The sequence below is a fragment of the Escherichia sp. WS568 genome, assembly GCF_046486085.1.
Lineage (GTDB): Bacteria > Pseudomonadota > Gammaproteobacteria > Enterobacterales > Enterobacteriaceae > Escherichia > Escherichia coli.
The window spans coordinates 1-21,540 of the sequence record NZ_JBJQMC010000029.1 but is presented as its reverse complement, the minus strand read 5'-3'; the positions used below and the strand labels follow the sequence as shown (position 1 = coordinate 21,540).

The following is a 21,540-nucleotide window of genomic DNA, read 5'->3' as shown; positions in this document are numbered from 1 at the left end:
CGGCACTCTATCAACTGAAAATTCAGTATTTTCTTCTTTCCTCAAGCTGATTATTAGCCTGGAATAGAGAGTAGAGGGAGCTCCCGGTCGGGAGTGACGTAATTTGAGGAATAATGATGAAAAAAATTGCTATCACCTGTGCATTACTCTCAAGCTTAGTAGCAAGCAGCGTTTGGGCTGATGCCGCAAGCGATCTGAAAAGCCGCCTGGATAAAGTCAGCAGCTTCCACGCCAGCTTCACACAAAAAGTGACTGACGGTAGCGGCGCGGCGGTGCAGGAAGGTCAGGGCGATCTGTGGGTGAAACGTCCAAACTTATTCAACTGGCATATGACTCAACCTGACGAAAGCATTCTGGTTTCTGACGGTAAAACACTGTGGTTCTATAACCCGTTCGTTGAGCAAGCTACGGCAACCTGGCTGAAAGATGCCACCGGTAATACGCCGTTTATGCTGATTGCCCGCAACCAGTCCAGCGACTGGCAGCAGTACAATATCAAACAGAATGGCGATGACTTTGTCCTGACGCCGAAAGCCAGCAATGGCAATCTGAAGCAGTTCACCATTAACGTGGGACGTGATGGCACAATCCATCAGTTTAGCGCGGTGGAGCAGGACGATCAGCGCAGCAGTTATCAGCTGAAATCCCAGCAAAATGGGGCTGTGGATGCAGCGAAATTTACCTTCACCCCGCCGCAAGGCGTCACGGTAGATGATCAACGTAAGTAGAGGCACCTGAGTGAGCAATCTGTCGCTCGATTTTTCGGATAATACTTTTCAACCTCTGGCCGCGCGTATGCGGCCAGAAAATTTAGCACAGTATATCGGCCAGCAACATTTGCTGGCTGCGGGGAAGCCGTTGCCGCGCGCTATCGAAGCCGGGCATTTGCATTCTATGATCCTCTGGGGGCCGCCGGGTACCGGCAAAACAACCCTCGCTGAAGTGATTGCCCGCTATGCGAACGCTGATGTGGAACGTATTTCTGCCGTCACCTCTGGTGTGAAAGAGATTCGCGAGGCGATCGAGCGCGCTCGGCAAAACCGCAATGCAGGTCGCCGCACTATTCTTTTTGTTGACGAAGTTCACCGTTTCAACAAAAGCCAGCAGGATGCATTTCTGCCACATATTGAAGACGGCACCATCACTTTTATTGGCGCAACCACTGAAAACCCGTCGTTTGAGCTTAATTCGGCACTGCTTTCCCGTGCCCGTGTCTATCTGTTGAAATCCCTGAGTACAGAGGATATTGAGCAAGTACTGACTCAGGCGATGGAAGACAAAACCCGTGGCTATGGTGGTCAGGATATTGTTCTGCCAGATGAAACACGACGCGCCATTGCTGAACTGGTGAATGGCGACGCGCGCCGGGCGTTAAATACGCTGGAAATGATGGCGGATATGGCCGAAGTCGATGATAGCGGTAAGCGGGTCCTGAAACCTGAATTACTGACCGAAATCGCCGGTGAACGTAGCGCCCGCTTTGATAACAAAGGCGATCGCTTTTACGATCTGATTTCCGCATTGCATAAGTCGGTACGTGGTAGCGCACCCGATGCGGCGCTGTACTGGTATGCGCGAATTATTACCGCCGGTGGCGATCCGTTATATGTTGCGCGTCGTTGCCTGGCAATTGCTTCCGAAGATGTCGGCAATGCCGACCCACGGGCGATGCAGGTGGCAATTGCGGCCTGGGATTGCTTTACTCGCGTTGGCCCGGCGGAAGGTGAACGCGCCATTGCTCAGGCGATTGTTTACCTGGCCTGCGCGCCAAAAAGCAACGCTGTCTACACCGCGTTTAAAGCCGCGCTGGCCGATGCTCGCGAACGTCCCGATTATGACGTGCCGGTTCATTTGCGTAATGCGCCGACGAAATTAATGAAGGAAATGGGCTACGGGCAGGAATATCGTTACGCTCATGATGAAGCAAACGCTTATGCTGCCGGTGAGGTTTATTTCCCGCCGGAAATAGCACAAACACGCTATTATTTCCCGACAAACAGGGGCCTTGAAGGCAAGATTGGCGAAAAGCTCGCCTGGCTGGCTGAACAGGATCAAAATAGCCCCATAAAACGCTACCGTTAATGTTATCGTTGCGGTAATGTTGTTACTGTATCCCTGTGGTCGCAGGCTGTGGCCACATCTCCCATTTAATTCGATAAGCACAGGATAAGCATGCTCGATCCCAATCTGCTGCGTAATGAGCCAGACGCAGTCGCTGAAAAACTGGCACGCCGGGGCTTTAAGCTGGATGTAGATAAGCTGGGCGCTCTTGAAGAGCGTCGTAAAGTATTGCAGGTCAAAACGGAAAACCTGCAAGCGGAGCGTAACTCCCGATCGAAATCCATTGGCCAGGCGAAAGCGCGCGGGGAAGATATCGAGCCTTTACGTCTGGAAGTGAACAAACTGGGCGAAGAGCTGGATGCAGCAAAAGCCGAGCTGGATGCTTTACAGGCTGAAATTCGCGATATCGCGCTAACCATCCCTAACCTGCCTGCAGATGAAGTGCCGGTAGGTAAAGACGAAAATGACAACGTTGAAGTCAGCCGCTGGGGCACCCCGCGTGAGTTTGACTTTGAAGTTCGTGACCATGTGACGCTGGGTGAAATGCACTCTGGCCTCGACTTTGCAGCCGCAGTTAAGTTGACTGGTTCCCGCTTTGTGGTAATGAAAGGGCAGATTGCTCGCATGCACCGCGCACTGTCGCAGTTTATGCTGGATCTGCATACCGAACAGCATGGCTACAGTGAGAACTATGTTCCGTACCTGGTTAACCAGGACACGCTGTACGGTACGGGGCAACTGCCGAAATTTGCTGGCGATCTGTTCCATACTCGTCCGCTGGAAGAAGAAGCAGACACCAGTAACTATGCGCTGATCCCAACGGCAGAAGTTCCGCTGACCAACCTGGTACGCGGTGAAATCATCGATGAAGATGATCTGCCAATTAAGATGACCGCCCACACCCCATGTTTCCGTTCTGAAGCTGGTTCATATGGTCGTGACACTCGTGGTCTGATCCGTATGCACCAGTTCGACAAAGTTGAAATGGTGCAGATCGTGCGCCCGGAAGACTCAATGGCGGCGCTGGAAGAGATGACCGGTCATGCGGAAAAAGTCCTGCAGCTGCTGGGCCTGCCGTACCGCAAAATCATCCTTTGCACCGGCGACATGGGCTTTGGTGCTTGCAAAACTTACGACCTGGAAGTATGGATCCCGGCGCAAAACACCTACCGCGAGATCTCTTCATGCTCTAACGTCTGGGATTTCCAGGCACGTCGTATGCAGGCACGCTGCCGCAGCAAGTCTGACAAGAAAACCCGTCTGGTTCATACCCTGAACGGTTCTGGTCTGGCTGTTGGCCGTACGCTGGTTGCGGTAATGGAAAACTATCAGCAGGCTGATGGTCGTATTGAAGTACCAGAAGTTCTACGTCCGTATATGAACGGACTGGAATATATTGGCTAATACCCAATTTTTCTGAATCTAAAAAGCGCCTGCGGGCGCTTTTTTTGTCTCCCTTTGATACCGAACAATAATTACTCCTCACTTACACGTAATACTACTTTCGAGTGAAAATCTACCTATCTCTTTGATTTTCAAATTATTCGATATATACAAGCCTATATAGCGACCTGCTATAGAAATAATTACACAATACGGTTTGTTACTGGAATCAATCGTGAGCAAGCTTGAGTGAGCCATTATGAAAACGAAAATCCCTGATGCGGTATTGGCTGCTGAGGTGAGTCGCCGTGGTTTGGTAAAAACGACAGCGATCGGCGGCCTGGCAATGGCCAGCAGCGCATTAACATTACCTTTTAGTCGGATTGCGCACGCTGTTGATAGTGCCCTTCCGGCAAAGTCAGACGAAAAGGTAATCTGGAGCGCCTGTACAGTTAACTGTGGTAGCCGCTGCCCGCTACGTATGCACGTTGTGGACGGTGAAATTAAATATGTTGAAACGGATAATACCGGCGATGACAACTATGACGGCCTGCACCAGGTGCGCGCCTGTCTGCGTGGGCGTTCCATGCGTCGCCGTGTCTACAATCCGGACCGCCTGAAATATCCGATGAAACGAGTCGGGGCGCGCGGTGAAGGCAAATTCGAGCGCATTAGCTGGGAAGAAGCCTACGACATCATCGCGACCAATATGCAGCGCCTGATCAAAGAGTACGGCAACGAGTCTATCTATCTGAACTATGGTACCGGTACGCTGGGCGGCACCATGACCCGCTCCTGGCCGCCGGGAAATACCCTGGTCGCTCGCCTGATGAACTGCTGCGGCGGTTATCTGAACCATTACGGTGACTACTCTTCCGCGCAAATTGCGGAAGGTTTGAACTATACCTACGGCGGCTGGGCAGATGGTAACAGCCCGTCGGATATCGAAAACAGTAAACTGGTAGTGCTGTTTGGTAATAACCCTGGCGAAACGCGAATGAGTGGCGGTGGGGTGACTTACTATCTTGAACAGGCGCGCCAGAAATCTAATGCTCGCATGATCATCATCGATCCGCGCTATACCGACACCGGTGCCGGGCGCGAAGATGAGTGGATCCCTATTCGTCCGGGAACAGATGCCGCACTGGTTAACGGTCTGGCGTATGTCATGATCACCGAAAACCTGGTGGATCAGGCATTCCTCGATAAATATTGCGTTGGCTACGACGAGAAAACACTGCCAGCCAGTGCGCCGAAAAATGGTCACTATAAAGCTTATATTCTGGGTGAAGGGCCAGATGGCGTGGCTAAAACGCCGGAATGGGCCTCGCAAATCACTGGTGTTCCGGCAGACAAAATCATCAAATTGGCTCGTGAAATCGGTAGTACCAAACCGGCGTTTATCAGCCAGGGATGGGGCCCGCAGCGTCACGCTAACGGTGAAATCGCAACCCGTGCTATCTCGATGCTGGCGATTCTGACCGGTAACGTTGGTATTAACGGAGGCAACAGCGGCGCGCGTGAAGGTTCATACAGCTTACCGTTTGTCCGTATGCCGACCCTCGAAAACCCGATCCAGACCAGCATTTCGATGTTTATGTGGACCGATGCCATTGAACGTGGCCCGGAAATGACAGCGCTGCGTGATGGTGTGCGCGGGAAAGATAAGCTGGATGTGCCGATCAAAATGATCTGGAACTATGCCGGTAACTGCCTGATTAATCAGCATTCTGAAATCAACCGTACCCATGAAATCCTTCAGGATGATAAGAAGTGCGAGCTGATTGTGGTTATCGACTGCCACATGACCTCATCGGCGAAATATGCTGACATCCTGCTGCCTGACTGCACCGCTTCAGAACAGATGGACTTTGCACTGGATGCATCCTGCGGGAATATGTCTTACGTGATTTTCAACGATCAGGTGATTAAACCGCGCTTTGAATGTAAGACCATCTATGAAATGACCAGCGAACTGGCAAAACGTCTTGGCGTTGAGCAACAATTTACTGAGGGCCGTACCCAGGAAGAGTGGATGCGGCATCTGTATGCCCAGTCGCGGGAAGCGATTCCTGAACTGCCAACGTTTGAAGAGTTCCGTAAGCAGGGGATCTTTAAAAAGCGCGACCCACAAGGGCATCACGTTGCTTATAAAGCTTTCCGTGAAGATCCGCAGGCAAATCCACTGACCACGCCATCGGGGAAAATTGAGATTTATTCGCAGGCGCTGGCTGACATTGCCGCGACCTGGGAATTGCCAGAAGGTGATGTGATCGATCCACTGCCGATCTACACGCCGGGCTTTGAAAGTTATCAGGATCCGCTGAACAAACAGTATCCGCTGCAGCTTACGGGTTTCCACTATAAATCTCGCGTTCACTCAACTTACGGCAACGTTGATGTGCTGAAAGCAGCTTGCCGTCAGGAAATGTGGATCAACCCGCTTGATGCGCAAAAACGCGGTATCAACAACGGCGATAAAGTCAGGATCTTTAACGATCGTGGTGAGGTTCATATTGAGGCGAAAGTGACGCCACGAATGATGCCGGGTGTGGTCGCACTGGGTGAAGGTGCCTGGTATGACCCGGATACAAAACGTGTCGATAAGGGCGGTTGTATCAACGTACTGACCACTCAACGTCCGTCTCCTCTCGCTAAGGGGAATCCGTCACATACAAACCTTGTTCAGGTTGAAAAGGTGTAAGGAGTAACCGATGACAACCCAGTATGGATTTTTTATTGATTCCAGCCGTTGCACCGGTTGCAAAACCTGCGAGCTGGCCTGTAAAGACTACAAAGATTTGACGCCAGAAGTCAGTTTCCGCCGCATTTATGAATATGCTGGCGGCGACTGGCAGGAAGATAACGGTGTCTGGCACCAGAACGTGTTTGCCTACTATCTGTCGATTTCATGTAACCACTGCGAAGATCCGGCTTGTACTAAAGTCTGCCCGAGCGGTGCGATGCATAAACGTGAAGATGGTTTTGTTGTGGTCGATGAAGATGTGTGCATTGGCTGCCGCTACTGCCATATGGCTTGCCCGTATGGCGCACCGCAATATAACGAAACGAAAGGCCGTATGACCAAATGCGATGGTTGTTATGACCGTGTTGCGGAGGGGAAAAAGCCGATCTGTGTTGAATCTTGCCCGCTGCGGGCGCTGGATTTCGGCCCTATCGACGAGCTGCGTAAAAAACATGGCGATCTGGCGGCCGTTGCGCCGTTGCCGCGAGCTCACTTTACCAAACCGAATATTGTGATCAAACCCAATGCCAACAGCCGCCCGACCGGGGATACCACTGGCTATCTGGCAAACCCGAAGGAGGTGTGAGATGGGAAGTGGATGGCATGAATGGCCGCTGATGATCTTCACGGTCTTCGGGCAATGTGTAGCGGGTGGTTTTATCGTTCTGGCTTTGGCGCTGCTCAAAGGCGACCTGCGAGCAGAAGCCCAGCAGCGTGTTATTGCCTGCATGTTTGGTTTATGGGTGCTGATGGGCATTGGCTTTATCGCCTCTATGCTTCATCTTGGTTCACCGATGCGCGCCTTTAACTCGCTCAACCGGGTAGGGGCTTCAGCACTCAGTAACGAAATCGCCAGCGGTTCGATCTTTTTTGCTGTTGGTGGCATCGGCTGGTTACTGGCAATGCTGAAAAAGCTGTCACCGGCATTGCGTACGCTGTGGCTGGTGGTGACGATGGTTCTTGGCGTCATCTTTGTCTGGATGATGGTGCGTGTCTATAACAGCATCGATACCGTACCTACCTGGTACAGCATCTGGACGCCGATGGGCTTCTTCCTGACGATGTTTATGGGCGGCCCGTTACTGGGTTACCTGTTGTTGAGTCTGGCTGGCGTCGATGGCTGGGCGATGCGTCTGCTGCCAGCAATTTCTGTACTGGCACTGGTAGTGAGTGGCGTGATGTCAGTGATGCAGGGCGCAGAGCTGGCGACTATTCATAGTTCTGTGCAGCAGGCCGCAGCGCTGGTGCCGGACTATGGTGCGCTGATGTCCTGGCGGATCGTGCTTTTGGCCGTTGCCCTGTGCTTGTGGATTGCACCACAGCTAAAAGGTTATCAGCCTGCGGTTCCGCTACTTTCTGTATCATTCATTCTGCTTCTGGCAGGGGAATTAATCGGTCGCGGCGTATTCTATGGTTTGCATATGACCGTGGGGATGACCGTCGCAAGCTAATCAGTAACAACCGGGGTTTCGGCCCCGGTTCTCTTTTATTTCTGCTTCGTTAACGTGTCATAACTGGTCATCAAATTACGATAATCAGGAATGTGGTTAGAGAACAACGTCGCCAGTCCTTCAATATCATTACGCCAGTCACGGTGCAGCTCGCAAGCCACGCCGAACCATGTCATCAATTGCGCACCTGCTTGCGACATGCGATCCCATGCCGAATGCCGGGTAATTTCATTAAAGGTCCCTGAGGCGTCAGTCACGACAAAGACGTCAAACCCTTCTTCAATGGCTGAAAGCGCCGGGAATGCCACGCAAACTTCAGTTACCACACCGGCAATAATTAACTGTTTTTTACCTGTCGCTTTGACTGCTTTTACAAAATCTTCGTTATCCCAGGCGTTAATATTTCCCGGGCGAGCAATGTAAGGTGCATCGGGGAATTGTGCTTTCAGTTCTGGAACTAATGGACCGTTAGGACCGGTTTCAAAACTGGTGGTAAGAATAGTTGGTAAGTTAAAATACTTAGCCAGGTCACCCAGCGCCAGCACGTTATTTTTAAACTTATCGGGTTCGATATCCCGTACAAGGGAAAGTAAACCAGCCTGGTGATCAACAAGCAAAACGGCAGCATCATTTTTATCAAGACGAACATACGGTTTGGTCATCCTCTTCTCCTTTCGAGAGTCAGTGGTACGTCTGAAATCGGTCAGACGCGATGCATTGCTCTGAAAGCATAGACGGGAAATATGAGTTTGCTGTGACCATGAAATTTTTCGACTGAACGAAGCGTATGAAATTTGTGTTAGATCAATAAAAACAATCAGATGAGATTAATCGTCTCTCCAGCATTAGCGTTATGAATGAGTAATATAAATCGATAATACCTCAGCTGCGATATGCGCGTATTTTCACCCATTGACAATGTTTTTGGCGGTGGCATGATGCGCATGAAATTTGAACTTCCTCACGGTTTTAATTCATGTCCACGTATACCCGGCCTGTCATGCTTTTGCTGTCTGGCCTGCTTTTGTTGACTCTGGCGATTGCGGTGTTAAATACACTCGTGCCGCTTTGGCTCGCCCAGGAACACATGTCCACATGGCAGGTAGGCGTTGTCAGCTCATCCTATTTTACCGGCAACCTGGTCGGTACATTGCTGACAGGGTATGTCATTAAGCGCATTGGCTTTAACCGCAGCTATTATCTGGCCTCCTTCATTTTTGCCGCTGGCTGTGCCGGCCTTGGCCTGATGATTGGATTCTGGAGCTGGTTGGCTTGGCGTTTTGTCGCCGGCGTCGGCTGTGCCATGATTTGGGTGGTTGTTGAGAGCGCGCTGATGTGCAGTGGGACGTCACGTAACCGTGGGCGTTTGCTTGCTGCGTATATGATGGTTTATTACGTGGGAACGTTTTTAGGCCAGTTACTGGTCAGCAAAGTTTCAACCGAGCTGATGTCCGTATTGCCGTGGGTTACAGGTTTGACGTTGGCAGGGATCTTACCGCTGTTGTTTACGCGTGTGCTGAATCAGCAGGCTGAAAACCATGATTCGACGTCAATTACGTCAATGCTAAAACTCCGTCAGGCGCGGCTTGGCGTGAATGGCTGCATTATCTCAGGAATCGTTCTGGGATCTCTATATGGCCTGATGCCGCTGTACCTCAATCACAAAGGGGTGAGCAATGCCAGCATTGGTTTCTGGATGGCGGTACTGGTCAGTGCGGGTATCCTTGGACAATGGCCGATTGGACGTCTGGCGGATAAGTTTGGTCGACTGCTGGTGTTGCGTGTTCAGGTCTTTGTCGTCATTCTCGGCAGTATCGCGATGCTTAGCCAGGCGGCGATGGCCCCAGCGTTATTCATCCTCGGTGCCGCTGGCTTTACGCTATATCCGGTGGCGATGGCATGGGCTTGCGAGAAAGTTGAACATCATCAACTGGTGGCGATGAACCAGGCCTTACTGTTGAGCTATACCGTGGGAAGTCTGCTTGGCCCGTCATTTACTGCCATGCTAATGCAGAATTTCTCCGATAATTTATTGTTTATCATGATCGCCAGCGTATCGTTTATCTATTTGCTGATGCTGCTTCGCAACGCCGGTCATACGCCGAAACCCGTTGCTCACGTGTAAATGAATTAACGCAGAGTGTGAACTTACTGTTTCACACTCTGTTTTTTTGTTTCTTCTATCTGACTTGCTTTTTTCAAAATTTTATTCGTTTCAAAATAAAATGTGCAGCAGGTTATAATTTTGCATTTCGCTATTTCCGCACTTCTTATTTGCCGCGCATAATCCCTCGTTTTACAGATGCCCCTTTACTTTTGGCGAAGGATTTGTCTATGGCTGGGAATGTTCAGGAAAAACAGCTGCGATGGTACAACATTGCGCTGATGTCTTTTATCACTGTCTGGGGTTTTGGCAACGTTGTTAATAACTACGCCAACCAGGGGCTGGTGGTTGTTTTTTCATGGGTGTTTATCTTTGCGCTCTATTTCACACCTTATGCGCTAATTGTTGGTCAGTTAGGCTCGACCTTCAAAGATGGGAAGGGCGGGGTCAGTACCTGGATTAAACACACGATGGGACCCGGACTGGCTTACCTCGCCGCGTGGACCTACTGGGTAGTGCATATTCCCTATCTGGCACAAAAACCCCAGGCAATACTGATTGCGCTCGGTTGGGCGATGAAAGGCGACGGTTCGTTAATCAAAGAATATTCAGTCGTAGCGTTACAGGGGTTAACGCTGGTGCTGTTTATCTTCTTTATGTGGGTTGCTTCACGCGGTATGAAATCGCTGAAAATCGTCGGTTCTGTGGCAGGGATTGCGATGTTTGTTATGTCGCTCCTGTATGTGGCGATGGCGGTAACCGCGCCTGCGATTACTGAAGTGCATATTGCGACCACAAACATTACCTGGGAAACGTTCATTCCTCATATCGACTTTACCTACATCACCACTATTTCAATGCTGGTTTTCGCGGTTGGCGGAGCAGAGAAGATTTCTCCTTACGTTAATCAAACGCGCAACCCAGGAAAAGAATTTCCAAAAGGGATGTTATGCCTGGCGGTGATGGTTGCGGTTTGTGCCATTCTGGGCTCGCTGGCGATGGGGATGATGTTTGATTCGCGTAATATCCCGGATGACTTAATGACTAACGGTCAGTATTACGCCTTTCAGAAACTGGGCGAGTATTACAACATGGGTAATACTTTAATGGTGATTTACGCCATTGCGAATACCCTGGGACAAGTAGCTGCGCTGGTATTCTCGATTGATGCGCCGCTTAAAGTACTATTAGGCGATGCTGATAGCAAATATATTCCAGCCAGTTTATGTCGTACCAACGCTTCTGGTACGCCCGTTAATGGCTATTTTCTGACCCTGGTGCTGGTGGCGATCCTGATTATGCTGCCGACGCTGGGTATCGGCGATATGAATAATCTCTACAAGTGGTTGCTGAATCTTAACTCGGTGGTGATGCCACTACGTTATCTGTGGGTATTTGTTGCATTTATTGCAGTCGTTCGTCTGGCGCAGAAATATAAACCAGAGTATGTCTTTATTCGTAACAGGCCGCTGGCGATGACTGTCGGGATCTGGTGTTTTACCTTTACCGCTTTTGCCTGCCTGACAGGGATCTTCCCGAAAATGGAAGCCTTCACTGCAGAGTGGACCTTCCAGTTAGCGCTGAATGTTGCAACGCCGTTTGTCCTGGTTGGACTGGGGCTGATATTCCCGCTGCTGGCGCGTAAAGCGAATAGTAAATAATTATTGTGGTCGGTGACGCTGACTCTGGCAGATCTGACCCGTTTTTACATAATCGAGAAATGCGCGCAAGCCGCAGGACATATACTGGCGGTTTGGGTAATACATTTGGAAGCTGTGCTGTAAGGGCGCTAGAAATAGAGCCCTGAATTATTTATGCAGCACGGAATAAAAAAGCGGCAACTCAATAAAGTTGCCGCTTTACGGGGAAATTAGAACATTACCTTATGACCGTACTGCTCAAGAATGCTTTTCACGCGTTCCATGGTCTCTTTCTTCGGTGGTTTAACACCATCAAGTTTGTATTCTTCACCCATCGCCACCCATTTGTGTTTGCCCAGCTCGTGGTAGGGGAGAAGCTCGATTTTCTCAACGTTGCCCATATCACGGGTAAATTCACCGAGGCGATGCGCTGAATCGTCATCGTCAGACCAGCCAGGGACAACAACGTAGCGGATCCACACCTTAACATCTTTGTTCGCCAGATATTTAGCGAACTCCAGTGTACGGTGGTTAGATACGCCAACCAGATTCTGGTGAATTTCGTCGTTCATCTGTTTGAGATCGAGCATTACCAGGTCGGTTACTTCCAGCAGTTCATCAATCACCGGATCGTAACGACGAACAAAACCGTTGGTATCCAGACAGGTATGAATGCCTTCTTTTTTGCAGGCGCGGAACCAGTCACGAACAAACTCAGCTTGCAGGATTGCTTCACCGCCGGATGCGGTAACGCCGCCGCCGGAAGCGTTCATAAAGTGGCGATAGGTCACCACTTCCTTCATCAAATCTTCAACGGTAACTTCTTTACCGCCATGCGTGTCCCAGGTGTCGCGGTTATGACAATACAGGCAGCGCATCAGGCAGCCCTGGAAAAAGGTGATAAAGCGAATACCCGGGCCGTCTACGGTTCCACAGGATTCAAAGGAGTGAATGCGACCAATAACTGACATTGCGGTGTTTCTCCAGATGTGGCCCATCTGAGGCCGTGTTGGTGCGCAGCTCGAAGGCTACGTCGAGTCTGTTTTGGCAGTCACCTTAAAGTATAGATAGCTGACAAAAAAGGCTCTCGTGCTAAAAAAGGCCCCACTTTCGTGGAGCCTTTATTGTACGCTTTTTACTGTACGATTTCAGTCAAATCTAATTACATAGATTGAGTGAAGGTACGAGTAATAACGTCCTGCTGCTGTTCTTTAGTCAGCGAGTTGAAACGTACTGCGTAGCCAGATACACGGATGGTCAGCTGCGGATATTTTTCCGGGTTTTCCATCGCGTCGAGCAGCATTTCACGGTTCATCACGTTAACGTTCAGGTGCTGACCACCTTCGATGGACGCTTCGTGGTGGAAGTAACCATCCATCAGACCAGCCAGGTTGGTCTTACGAACTTCGTCGTCTTTACCCAGTGCGTTCGGAACGATAGAGAAGGTGTAGGAGATACCATCTTTAGCGTAAGCAAACGGCAGTTTAGCAACGGAAGTCAGAGAGGCTACTGCACCTTTCTGGTCACGACCGTGCATCGGGTTAGCACCCGGCCCGAACGGCGCGCCAGCACGACGACCGTCTGGGGTGTTACCAGTTTTCTTACCATACACAACGTTAGAAGTGATGGTCAGAACAGACTGAGTCGGGATAGCGTCACGGTAGGTGTGCAGTTTCTGAATTTTCTTCATGAAACGTTCTACCAGGTCAACAGCCAGGTCATCTACACGCGGATCGTTGTTACCAAACTGCGGGTATTCGCCTTCGATTTCGAAGTCGATAGCCAGACCGTCTTCGTCACGAATCGGTTTAACTTTCGCATATTTGATTGCAGACAGGGAGTCAGCAGCAACGGACAGACCAGCGATACCACACGCCATGGTGCGGATAACGTCACGGTCGTGCAGCGCCATCAGAGAGGCTTCGTAGCTGTACTTGTCGTGCATGTAGTGGATGATGTTCAGTGCAGTGATGTACTGTTTAGCCAGCCAGTCCATGAAGTGATCCATGCGCTCCATCACTTCATCGTAGTTCAGGAGATCGCCTTTGATCGGTTCAGACTTCGGACCAACCTGCATTTTCAGTTTTTCGTCAACGCCGCCGTTGATTGCGTACAGCATGGTTTTCGCCAGGTTTGCACGCGCACCGAAGAACTGCATTTGTTTACCAACGATCATCGGGCTTACGCAGCAAGCGATAGCGTAGTCATCGTTGTTGAAGTCCGGACGCATCAGGTCATCGTTCTCATACTGCAGAGAAGAGGTGTCGATGGACACTTTAGCAGCGAATTTCTTGAAGTTCAGCGGCAGTTTTTCGGACCACAGAATGGTCATGTTCGGTTCCGGAGACGGACCCATGGTGTACAGGGTGTTCAGGAAACGGAAGCTGTTTTTGGTAACCAGGGTACGACCGTCGAGGCCCATACCACCGATAGATTCGGTTGCCCAGATTGGGTCGCCAGAGAACAGTTCATCGTATTCCGGAGTACGCAGGAAGCGAACCATACGCAGTTTCATGACCAGGTGGTCAACCATTTCCTGCGCTTCTTGTTCGGTGATCTTGCCAGCTTTCAGGTCACGTTCGATGTACACATCCAGGAAGGTGGAGGTACGACCGAAGGACATTGCAGCACCGTTCTGAGACTTAACAGCAGCCAGGTAGCCGAAGTAAGTCCACTGGATAGCTTCCTGAGCGTTGGTAGCCGGACCAGAGATGTCGTAGCCGTATTTCGCAGCCATTTCTTTCATCTGACCCAGAGCGCGGTGCTGTTCAGCGATTTCTTCGCGCAGACGGATAGTCTGTTCCAGGTTTACGCCGTTTTCCAGATCAGCCTGCAGAGAGGTGAACTGAGCGTATTTGTCTTTCATCAGGTAGTCGATACCGTACAGCGCAACGCGACGGTAGTCACCGATGATACGACCACGGCCATAAGCATCTGGCAGACCGGTCAGAACACCGGATTTACGGCAACGCAGGATGTCCGGAGTGTAAACGTCGAACACGCCCTGGTTGTGAGTTTTACGGTATTCAGTGAAGATTTTTTTGATCATCGGGTCCAGTTCGCGGTTGTACGCTTTGCAGGAACCTTCGATCATTTTGATACCACCGAACGGGATAAGAGCACGTTTCAGCGGAGCTTCAGTCTGCAGACCAACAACTTTTTCCAACGCTTTGTTGATGTAGCCAGCGTCGTGAGAGGTGATGGTGGAAGCAACAGCGGTGTCAAAGTCAACTGGCGCGTGAGTGCGGTTTTCCAGTTTAACGCCTTCCATTACTTTGTCCCACAGGGTGGTGGTCGCTTCAGTAGCGCCAGCCAGGAAGGACTCGTCACCCTCGTACGGAGTGTAGTTTTTCTGAATGAAGTCACGGACGTTTACTTCATTCTGCCAGTCACCTTTGGTAAAACCTTCCCAGGCTGTGGCTAACTTTTCATTAAGCTCGGACATGTAACACCTACCTTCTTAAGTGGATTTTTTATTTACTGCGTACTTCGACAACCATTAATGGTGATCGTTTTCACGCAGGTAAATGACCCAGTATGTCAACCCAACCAACAAACCACCGCCGATAATATTACCGATCGTAACCGGAATCAGGTTATCAGTGATGAAGTTCATCACGGTCAGGTGAGAAAAATTTTCCGGTGCAGAACCGACAGCGGTCCAGAATTCCGGAGATGCGAAGTCGCGGATTACAATACCCATCGGGATCATAAACATGTTTGCGATACTGTGCTCAAAACCGCTGGCAACAAACATCGCGACCGGCAGCACCATAATGAACGCTTTATCCATCAGGCTGCGGCCAGAATAACTCATCCATACTGCCAGACATACCATCAGGTTTGCCAGGATACCAAGGCAGACGGCCTCAATAAAAGTATGGTGCACTTTGTGGTCGGCGGTTTGTAGGACGTTTAGTCCCCATTGACCATTCGCGGTCATATACTCGCCGGAAAGCCACATTAAAAGTACAAACAGCAGTGCGCCGACCAGGTTGCCAAAATAGACATTTAGCCAGTTTTTCGCCAACTGACCCCAGGTGATGCGCCCACTCGCCTTAGCAACAACAATCAACACTGTGGAAGTAAAGAGATCGGCTCCGCAGACAACACAAAGAATCAGCCCCAGAGAGAAGCAAATGCCGCCAACCAGTTTTGCCATGCCGAAGGGCATTGTTCCTGTGCCAGTGGTTGCTGTGATATAGAAGACGAATGCGATTGAGATGAAAACACCGGCGGTAATCGCCAGATAGAAAGTCTTAAGCGGATGTTTCGTTGCTTTATAGACACCTGCCTCTTCGGCCACTTTGGCCATTGCTGCAGGAAGTAAAAGATCAAAAGGGTTGTCAGCTTTCACACTAACTCTCTCTTTATTAAGTCGGCGACGAGATACTAACAAAGCATTATAGATGAGAAATTGATATAGATCATATCTCGCCTGGCTTATAGGCCCGTAACTCGCATGGTTTTTATGCAAATACGGAGTAAATATTTGATTATCCAAATAAAAATAAATTTTAAAAATTAACAAATGAGTTGAATTTTTTCCGCATCCTCCGCTAAAACAGTTAATTAAAAGGGAGCACCAGGCGAATAAAGTAACAATATCGATCGTATTTATTAAATACAAATTACCGATACTTAACTTTATAATTACAATTATTTTATTAATGCAAATATATGTAAAGCGGGGCATTAAAAAAACGCCCCGTAATATAACTCAGATGAATCAAATAGCCTACATTGCGTAGGCTATTTGATTTTATTTTGCCCAGAATGCCGCTTTGGCGCGCTGCAGCTTTTCGTAGGCTTTCAGCAACGATTGATGTGCAGCAAACGCGTGCAGATCGCTATCTACTGGTTGCAAGCCATAAAACGCCGCTTCGCCGCTCATTGCCGCACTGGCGGCTTCCACGGCGTCTGCGCCATACATACGAACGAAGGCATTCAGATATTGCAGCGGTTGGCGGTCTTCTTCCTGTGCCAGTAATAACAACGTTTGCAGACAGCGATAATAGTTGGCGCGTTCCGGACTGAACACTGATGAGTTAAATTCCATCGTCCATTCAGTCCAGACCAGAGCCTGTTCCAGATCGCCACCAGCCAGCGCCAGCATGGCTTTTAATTCACCGATACGCAGGGTGTACCAACCGTTATCCGGTCCGGTCGCCAGACCCAGTAGTTCACGTACGCGAGTAAAGTCATCAAAACCTTCTTCATCCAGTTGCTCGATGAGGTTCAGGTAATCTTCTTTTTCCCACACACTGCCTGGTAGCGAGAGAATGGTTTCACGTAAATGGCTACCCATACTGTTATTCGCTAACCACAGATCTTCAGCCGGATAAATATCGGACATGCCAGGCACGATAATACGGCAAGCATAAACGCCCAGATGCTCGTAATCGGCAATATAAACTTCTTTATCTTCTTTGTTGAAGATAGCCATCAGCGTAGCAAACTCTTCTTCCGTAGTGCCGGAGAAATTCCAGTCCACAAACGGATAATCGGCATCCTGCTTGAACAGGTCCCAGGAGATTAAACCGCTGGAATCGATAAAGTGCGTTTCGAGGTTGGTATGTTCAGCAACTTCTTCATCATCGAAGGTTGGCGGAGTAAACACATCCAAATCTTTCAGGCCACGACCTTGCAGCAGCTCGGTCACGGTACGTTCCAGTGCTACGCCAAAATCAGGATGCGCACCGAAAGAGGCAAAGCAGGTGCCGTTAGCAGGATTAAACAGAACCACGCAAATCACCGGATACTGGCCGCCAAGCGAACCATCATAAGCAAAGATTGGGAAACCTTCTGCTTCCAGTGTTTCGATCGCTTCAACCACCGCTGGGTAACGCGCCAGCACGTCTGCCGGGATTTCCGGCAAGCTGATGCTTTCAGCAATAATGCGGTTTTTCACGTAGCGTTCGAAAACTTCGGACAATCCCTGAACGCGTGCTTCGTTACGGGTATTGCCAGCAGACATACCGTTAGAAACGTACAAGTTACCAATGATATTCATCGGAATATAAATGGTCTGGTTGTCGGACTGGCGCGTAAACGGTAGACCACAAATACCACGATCTTCGTTACCGGATTGCAGGTCAATCAGCATACTACCGGTCAGTTCATTCTCCGGATCGTAAAATGCGCGCAGACGGTCATCGAGCAGCCCTTCTGGTACATCGTCATTTTCGGTCAGTGGGAACCATTTTTCGTTGGGATAATGCACGAATGGGCCGTTGGCGATGGTTTCGCCCAGCCAGAAGTCCGCAAAAAAGTAGTTGGTTGAGAGACGCTCGAAATATTCACCGAGTGCAGAAGCCAGCGCCGCTTTTTTGGTTGCGCCTTTACCGTTGGTAAAACACAGTGCGCACTCTTTGTCGCGAATATGTACAGACCAGACGTTAGGCACGGGATTCAGCCAGGAGGCCTCTTCAATCTGAAAGCCGAGGTCTGAAAGTTTTTGCTGGAAGCGAGCGATGGAATCTTCCAGTGCGGCATCTTTGCCGGGGATAAATGTTTGCGTCATGAAAATCACTTTAGTCGTACGGAAAGCGCGCAATAATACGGGTTTTATCTCAAAGGCGCTATCACCGCCGCCATGCCGATGAACTGTTGACTATGCTTTTAGTGGATAAACCACGATAAGAGCATAAAAATGAAGGCGTTCGATCTCCACCGTATGGCATTTGATAAAGTGCCTTTTGATTTCCTTGGCGAAGTGGCACTACGTAGTCTTTATACCTTTGTACTGGTTTTTTTGTTCCTCAAAATGACCGGAAGACGCGGTGTGCGGCAGATGTCGCTTTTTGAAGTGTTAATCATTCTGACGCTGGGATCAGCGGCGGGAGATGTGGCGTTTTATGATGATGTGCCGATGGTCCCGGTACTTATCGTCTTTATCACTCTGGCGTTGTTATACCGCCTGGTAATGTGGTTGATGGCGCACAGTGAAAAACTGGAAGATCTTCTGGAAGGCAAGCCGGTTGTCATTATTGAAGATGGCGAGCTGGCCTGGTCAAAACTCAACAACTCCAACATGACGGAATTTGAGTTCTTTATGGAGCTACGATTGCGCGGTGTGGAACAGCTGGGGCAGGTACGTCTGGCGATTCTCGAAACCAACGGGCAAATCAGTGTTTATTTCTTTGAAGATGACAAGGTGAAACCGGGCTTACTTATTTTACCCAGTGACTGTACTCAGCGTTACAAAGTGGTGCCGGAGTCGGCGGACTATGCCTGCATCCGTTGCAGTGAAATCATTCATATGAACGCGGGGGAAAAACAATTATGTCCGCGCTGTGCAAATCCAGAATGGACGAAGGCAAGTCGGGCAAAACGGGTGACGTGACAGTAAAAACATCGGCTTTTTGCTAATAATCCGAGAGATTCTTTTGTGTGATGCAAGCCACATTTTTGCCCTCAACGGTTTTACTCATTGCGATGTGTGTCACTGAATGATAAAACCGATAGCCACAGGAATAATGTATTACCTGTGGTCGCAATCGATTGACCGCGGGTTAATAGCAACGCAACGTGGTGAGGGGAAATGGCTCAAATCTTCAATTTTAGTTCTGGTCCGGCAATGCTACCGGCAGAGGTGCTTAAACAGGCTCAACAGGAACTGCGCGACTGGAACGGTCTTGGTACGTCGGTGATGGAAGTGAGTCACCGGGGCAAAGAGTTCATTCAGGTTGCAGAGGAAGCCGAGAAGGATTTTCGCGATCTTCTTAATGTCCCCTCCAACTACAAGGTATTGTTCTGCCATGGCGGCGGTCGCGGTCAGTTTGCTGCTGTTCCGTTGAATATTCTCGGTGATAAAACCACTGCAGATTATGTTGATGCCGGTTACTGGGCGGCAAGTGCCATTAAAGAAGCGAAAAAATACTGCACGCCTAATGTCTTTGACGCCAAAGTGACTGTTGATGGTCTGCGCGCGGTTAAGCCAATGCGCGAATGGCAACTCTCTGATAATGCTGCTTATATGCATTATTGCCCGAATGAAACCATCGACGGTATCGCCATCGACGAAACGCCAGACTTCGGCAAAGATGTGGTGGTCGCCGCCGACTTCTCTTCAACCATTCTTTCCCGTCCGATTGACGTCAGCCGTTATGGCGTGATTTACGCTGGCGCGCAGAAAAATATCGGCCCGGCAGGCCTGACAATCGTCATCGTTCGTGAAGATTTGCTGGGCAAAGCGAATATCGCGTGTCCGTCGATTCTGGATTATTCCATCCTCAACGATAACGGCTCCATGTTTAACACGCCGCCGACATTTGCCTGGTATCTGTCTGGTCTGGTCTTTAAATGGCTGAAAGCGAACGGCGGTGTAGCTGAAATGGATAAAATCAATCAGCAAAAAGCAGAACTGCTGTATGGGGTGATTGATAACAGCGATTTCTACCGCAATGACGTGGCGAAAGCTAACCGTTCGCGGATGAACGTGCCGTTCCAGTTGGCGGACAGTGCGCTTGACAAATTGTTCCTTGAAGAGTCTTTTGCTGCTGGCCTTCATGCGCTGAAAGGTCACCGTGTGGTCGGCGGAATGCGTGCGTCTATTTATAACGCCATGCCACTGGAAGGCGTTAAAGCGCTGACAGACTTCATGGTTGAGTTCGAACGCCGTCACGGCTAATGTCGAAATTTTGCTTAATCCCCACAGCCAGCCTGTGGGGTTTTTATTTCTGTTGTAGAGAGTTGAGTTCATGGAATCCCTGACGTTACAACCCATCGCCCGTGTCGATGGCACTATTAATCTGCCCGGTTCCAAGAGCGTTTCTAACCGCGCTTTATTGCTGGCGGCATTAGCACATGGCAAAACAGTATTAACCAATCTGCTGGATAGCGATGATGTTCGCTATATGCTTAATGCGTTAAAGGCATTAGGGGTAAGCTATACGCTTTCAGCCGATCGTACGCGTTGCGAAATCATCGGTAACGGCGGTCCATTACACGCAAAAAGCGCCCTGGAGTTGTTCCTCGGTAACGCCGGAACGGCAATGCGTCCGCTGGCGGCAGCTCTTTGTCTGGGTAGCAATGATATTGTGCTGACCGGTGAACCGCGTATGAAAGAACGCCCCATTGGTCATCTGGTGGATGCGCTGCGCCTGGGCGGGGCGAAGATCACTTACCTGGAACAAGAAAATTATCCACCATTGCGTTTACAGGGCGGCTTTACTGGCGGCAACGTTGACGTTGATGGCTCCGTTTCCAGCCAGTTCCTCACCGCACTGTTAATGACTGCGCCTCTTGCACCGGAAGATACGGTGATTCGTATTAAAGGCGATCTGGTCTCTAAACCTTATATCGACATCACACTCAATCTGATGAAGACGTTTGGTGTTGAAATTGAAAATCAGCACTATCAACAATTTGTCGTTAAAGGCGGGCAGTCTTATCAGTCTCCGGGTACTTATTTGGTCGAAGGCGATGCATCTTCGGCTTCTTACTTCCTGGCAGCAGCAGCAATCAAAGGCGGCACTGTAAAAGTGACCGGCATTGGACGCAACAGTATGCAGGGTGATATTCGCTTTGCTGATGTGCTGGAAAAAATGGGTGCGACCATTTGCTGGGGCGATGATTATATTTCCTGCACGCGTGGTGAACTGAACGCCATTGATATGGATATGAACCATATTCCCGATGCGGCGATGACCATTGCCACCGCGGCGTTATTTGCAAAAGGCAACACCACGCTGCGCAATATCTATAACTGGCGTGTTAAAGAGACCGATCGCCTGTTTGCGATGGCAACAGAACTGCGTAAAGTCGGTGCGGAAGTCGAAGAGGGGCACGATTTTATTCGCATTACGCCACCGGAAAAACTGAAATTTGCTGAGATCGCCACTTATAATGATCACCGGATGGCGATGTGTTTCTCGCTGGTCGCATTATCAGATACGGCAGTGACGATTCTTGATCCCAAATGCACGGCCAAAACATTTCCGGATTATTTCGAGCAGCTGGCGCGGATTAGCCAGGCAGCCTGAATGAACAACGTGCAATAAATAGCCAAATCTTTCTTTATCAAAACGTCGGCACATTGCCGTAATGCCGATCAGTTAAGGATCAGTTGACCGATCCAGTGGCTGTGTAAGAATCCGGAAACGCTCACTTGTTTCCGGATTTTTTTATGCACATTGGACAGGCTCTTGATCT

Annotated in this window: 16 protein-coding genes and 1 pseudogene; 11 read left to right on the top strand and 6 right to left on the bottom strand. The window is 49.8% G+C overall.

What is annotated here, in order from left to right:
* Window positions 1–116: 116 nt before the first annotated feature.
* From lolA to dmsC, 6 genes are all read left to right on the top strand, one after another.
* Window positions 117–728, top strand: coding sequence for an outer membrane lipoprotein chaperone LolA (lolA, locus tag ACJHWR_RS22600; protein ID WP_001295343.1), 612 nt, complete (start codon window positions 117–119; stop codon window positions 726–728).
* A gap of 10 nt (window positions 729–738) precedes the next feature.
* A complete protein-coding gene (rarA, locus tag ACJHWR_RS22595) occupies window positions 739–2,082 on the top strand; it encodes a replication-associated recombination protein RarA (RefSeq protein WP_000067755.1) in 1,344 nt (447 codons plus the stop codon).
* Between the two features lie 90 nt (window positions 2,083–2,172).
* Window positions 2,173–3,465: a serine--tRNA ligase gene (gene serS / locus ACJHWR_RS22590; protein WP_000886683.1), complete on the top strand. Its 1,293-nt coding sequence runs from the start codon at window positions 2,173–2,175 to the stop codon at window positions 3,463–3,465.
* Window positions 3,466–3,703: 238 nt separating this feature from the next.
* On the top strand, window positions 3,704–6,148 hold the full coding sequence (gene dmsA / locus ACJHWR_RS22585) for a dimethylsulfoxide reductase subunit A (protein ID WP_000850334.1): 2,445 nt from the start codon (window positions 3,704–3,706) through the stop codon (window positions 6,146–6,148).
* A 10-nt stretch (window positions 6,149–6,158) separates the two neighbouring features.
* On the top strand, window positions 6,159–6,776 hold the full coding sequence (gene dmsB, locus ACJHWR_RS22580) for a dimethylsulfoxide reductase iron-sulfur subunit DmsB (RefSeq protein WP_000213103.1): 618 nt from the start codon (window positions 6,159–6,161) through the stop codon (window positions 6,774–6,776).
* Between the two features lies 1 nt (window position 6,777).
* Entirely contained in the window at window positions 6,778–7,641 is an 864-nt protein-coding gene (dmsC, locus tag ACJHWR_RS22575; RefSeq protein ID WP_000534644.1) for a dimethyl sulfoxide reductase anchor subunit DmsC, read from the top strand.
* A gap of 35 nt (window positions 7,642–7,676) precedes the next feature.
* Here dmsC and ycaC read toward each other — a convergent pair whose 3' ends face one another.
* Window positions 7,677–8,303: an isochorismate family cysteine hydrolase YcaC gene (ycaC, locus tag ACJHWR_RS22570; protein ID WP_000165876.1), complete on the bottom strand. Its 627-nt coding sequence runs from the start codon at window positions 8,301–8,303 to the stop codon at window positions 7,677–7,679.
* A gap of 314 nt (window positions 8,304–8,617) precedes the next feature.
* On the opposite strand from ycaC, the gene ACJHWR_RS22565 reads away from it, so the two are divergent.
* Both ACJHWR_RS22565 and ACJHWR_RS22560 read left to right on the top strand, forming a co-directional pair.
* Window positions 8,618–9,766, top strand: a complete 1,149-nt coding sequence (locus tag ACJHWR_RS22565; RefSeq protein ID WP_000109295.1) for an MFS transporter — start codon at window positions 8,618–8,620, stop codon at window positions 9,764–9,766.
* Between the two features lie 209 nt (window positions 9,767–9,975).
* A complete protein-coding gene (locus ACJHWR_RS22560; RefSeq protein ID WP_000918513.1) occupies window positions 9,976–11,406 on the top strand; it encodes an APC family permease in 1,431 nt (476 codons plus the stop codon).
* On the opposite strand, the pseudogene ACJHWR_RS22555 reads toward ACJHWR_RS22560, so the two are convergent.
* The 5 genes and pseudogenes from ACJHWR_RS22555 to ycaO all read right to left on the bottom strand — a co-directional run.
* Window positions 11,407–11,517 (bottom strand): annotated as a pseudogene (locus ACJHWR_RS22555) (LysR family transcriptional regulator); the annotation flags it as partial. It abuts the gene before it with no gap.
* 98 nt (window positions 11,518–11,615) lie between these two features.
* A complete protein-coding gene (gene pflA / locus ACJHWR_RS22550) occupies window positions 11,616–12,356 on the bottom strand; it encodes a pyruvate formate lyase 1-activating protein (protein ID WP_000111039.1) in 741 nt (246 codons plus the stop codon).
* Window positions 12,357–12,547: 191 nt separating this feature from the next.
* Complete coding sequence (pflB, locus tag ACJHWR_RS22545; RefSeq protein WP_001292812.1) at window positions 12,548–14,830, bottom strand: formate C-acetyltransferase; 2,283 nt, start codon at window positions 14,828–14,830, stop codon at window positions 12,548–12,550.
* Window positions 14,831–14,884: 54 nt separating this feature from the next.
* Window positions 14,885–15,742, bottom strand: coding sequence for a formate transporter FocA (focA, locus tag ACJHWR_RS22540; protein WP_000642546.1), 858 nt, complete (start codon window positions 15,740–15,742; stop codon window positions 14,885–14,887).
* Between the two features lie 405 nt (window positions 15,743–16,147).
* A complete protein-coding gene (ycaO, locus tag ACJHWR_RS22535; protein WP_001361418.1) occupies window positions 16,148–17,908 on the bottom strand; it encodes a 30S ribosomal protein S12 methylthiotransferase accessory factor YcaO in 1,761 nt (586 codons plus the stop codon).
* A 129-nt stretch (window positions 17,909–18,037) separates the two neighbouring features.
* Here ycaO and ACJHWR_RS22530 point away from each other — a divergent pair, with 129 nt between their 5' ends.
* The 3 genes from ACJHWR_RS22530 (at window position 18,038) to aroA (ending at window position 21,371) form a co-directional block, all read left to right on the top strand.
* On the top strand, window positions 18,038–18,730 hold the full coding sequence (locus ACJHWR_RS22530) for a DUF421 domain-containing protein (RefSeq protein WP_000642852.1): 693 nt from the start codon (window positions 18,038–18,040) through the stop codon (window positions 18,728–18,730).
* Between the two features lie 198 nt (window positions 18,731–18,928).
* Window positions 18,929–20,017 (top strand): 3-phosphoserine/phosphohydroxythreonine transaminase, encoded by a 1,089-nt coding sequence (serC, locus tag ACJHWR_RS22525; RefSeq protein WP_000057149.1) that lies wholly within the window; start codon window positions 18,929–18,931, stop codon window positions 20,015–20,017.
* A 70-nt stretch (window positions 20,018–20,087) separates the two neighbouring features.
* Entirely contained in the window at window positions 20,088–21,371 is a 1,284-nt protein-coding gene (aroA, locus tag ACJHWR_RS22520) for a 3-phosphoshikimate 1-carboxyvinyltransferase (RefSeq protein ID WP_000445250.1), read from the top strand.
* Window positions 21,372–21,540 lie beyond the last annotated feature (169 nt).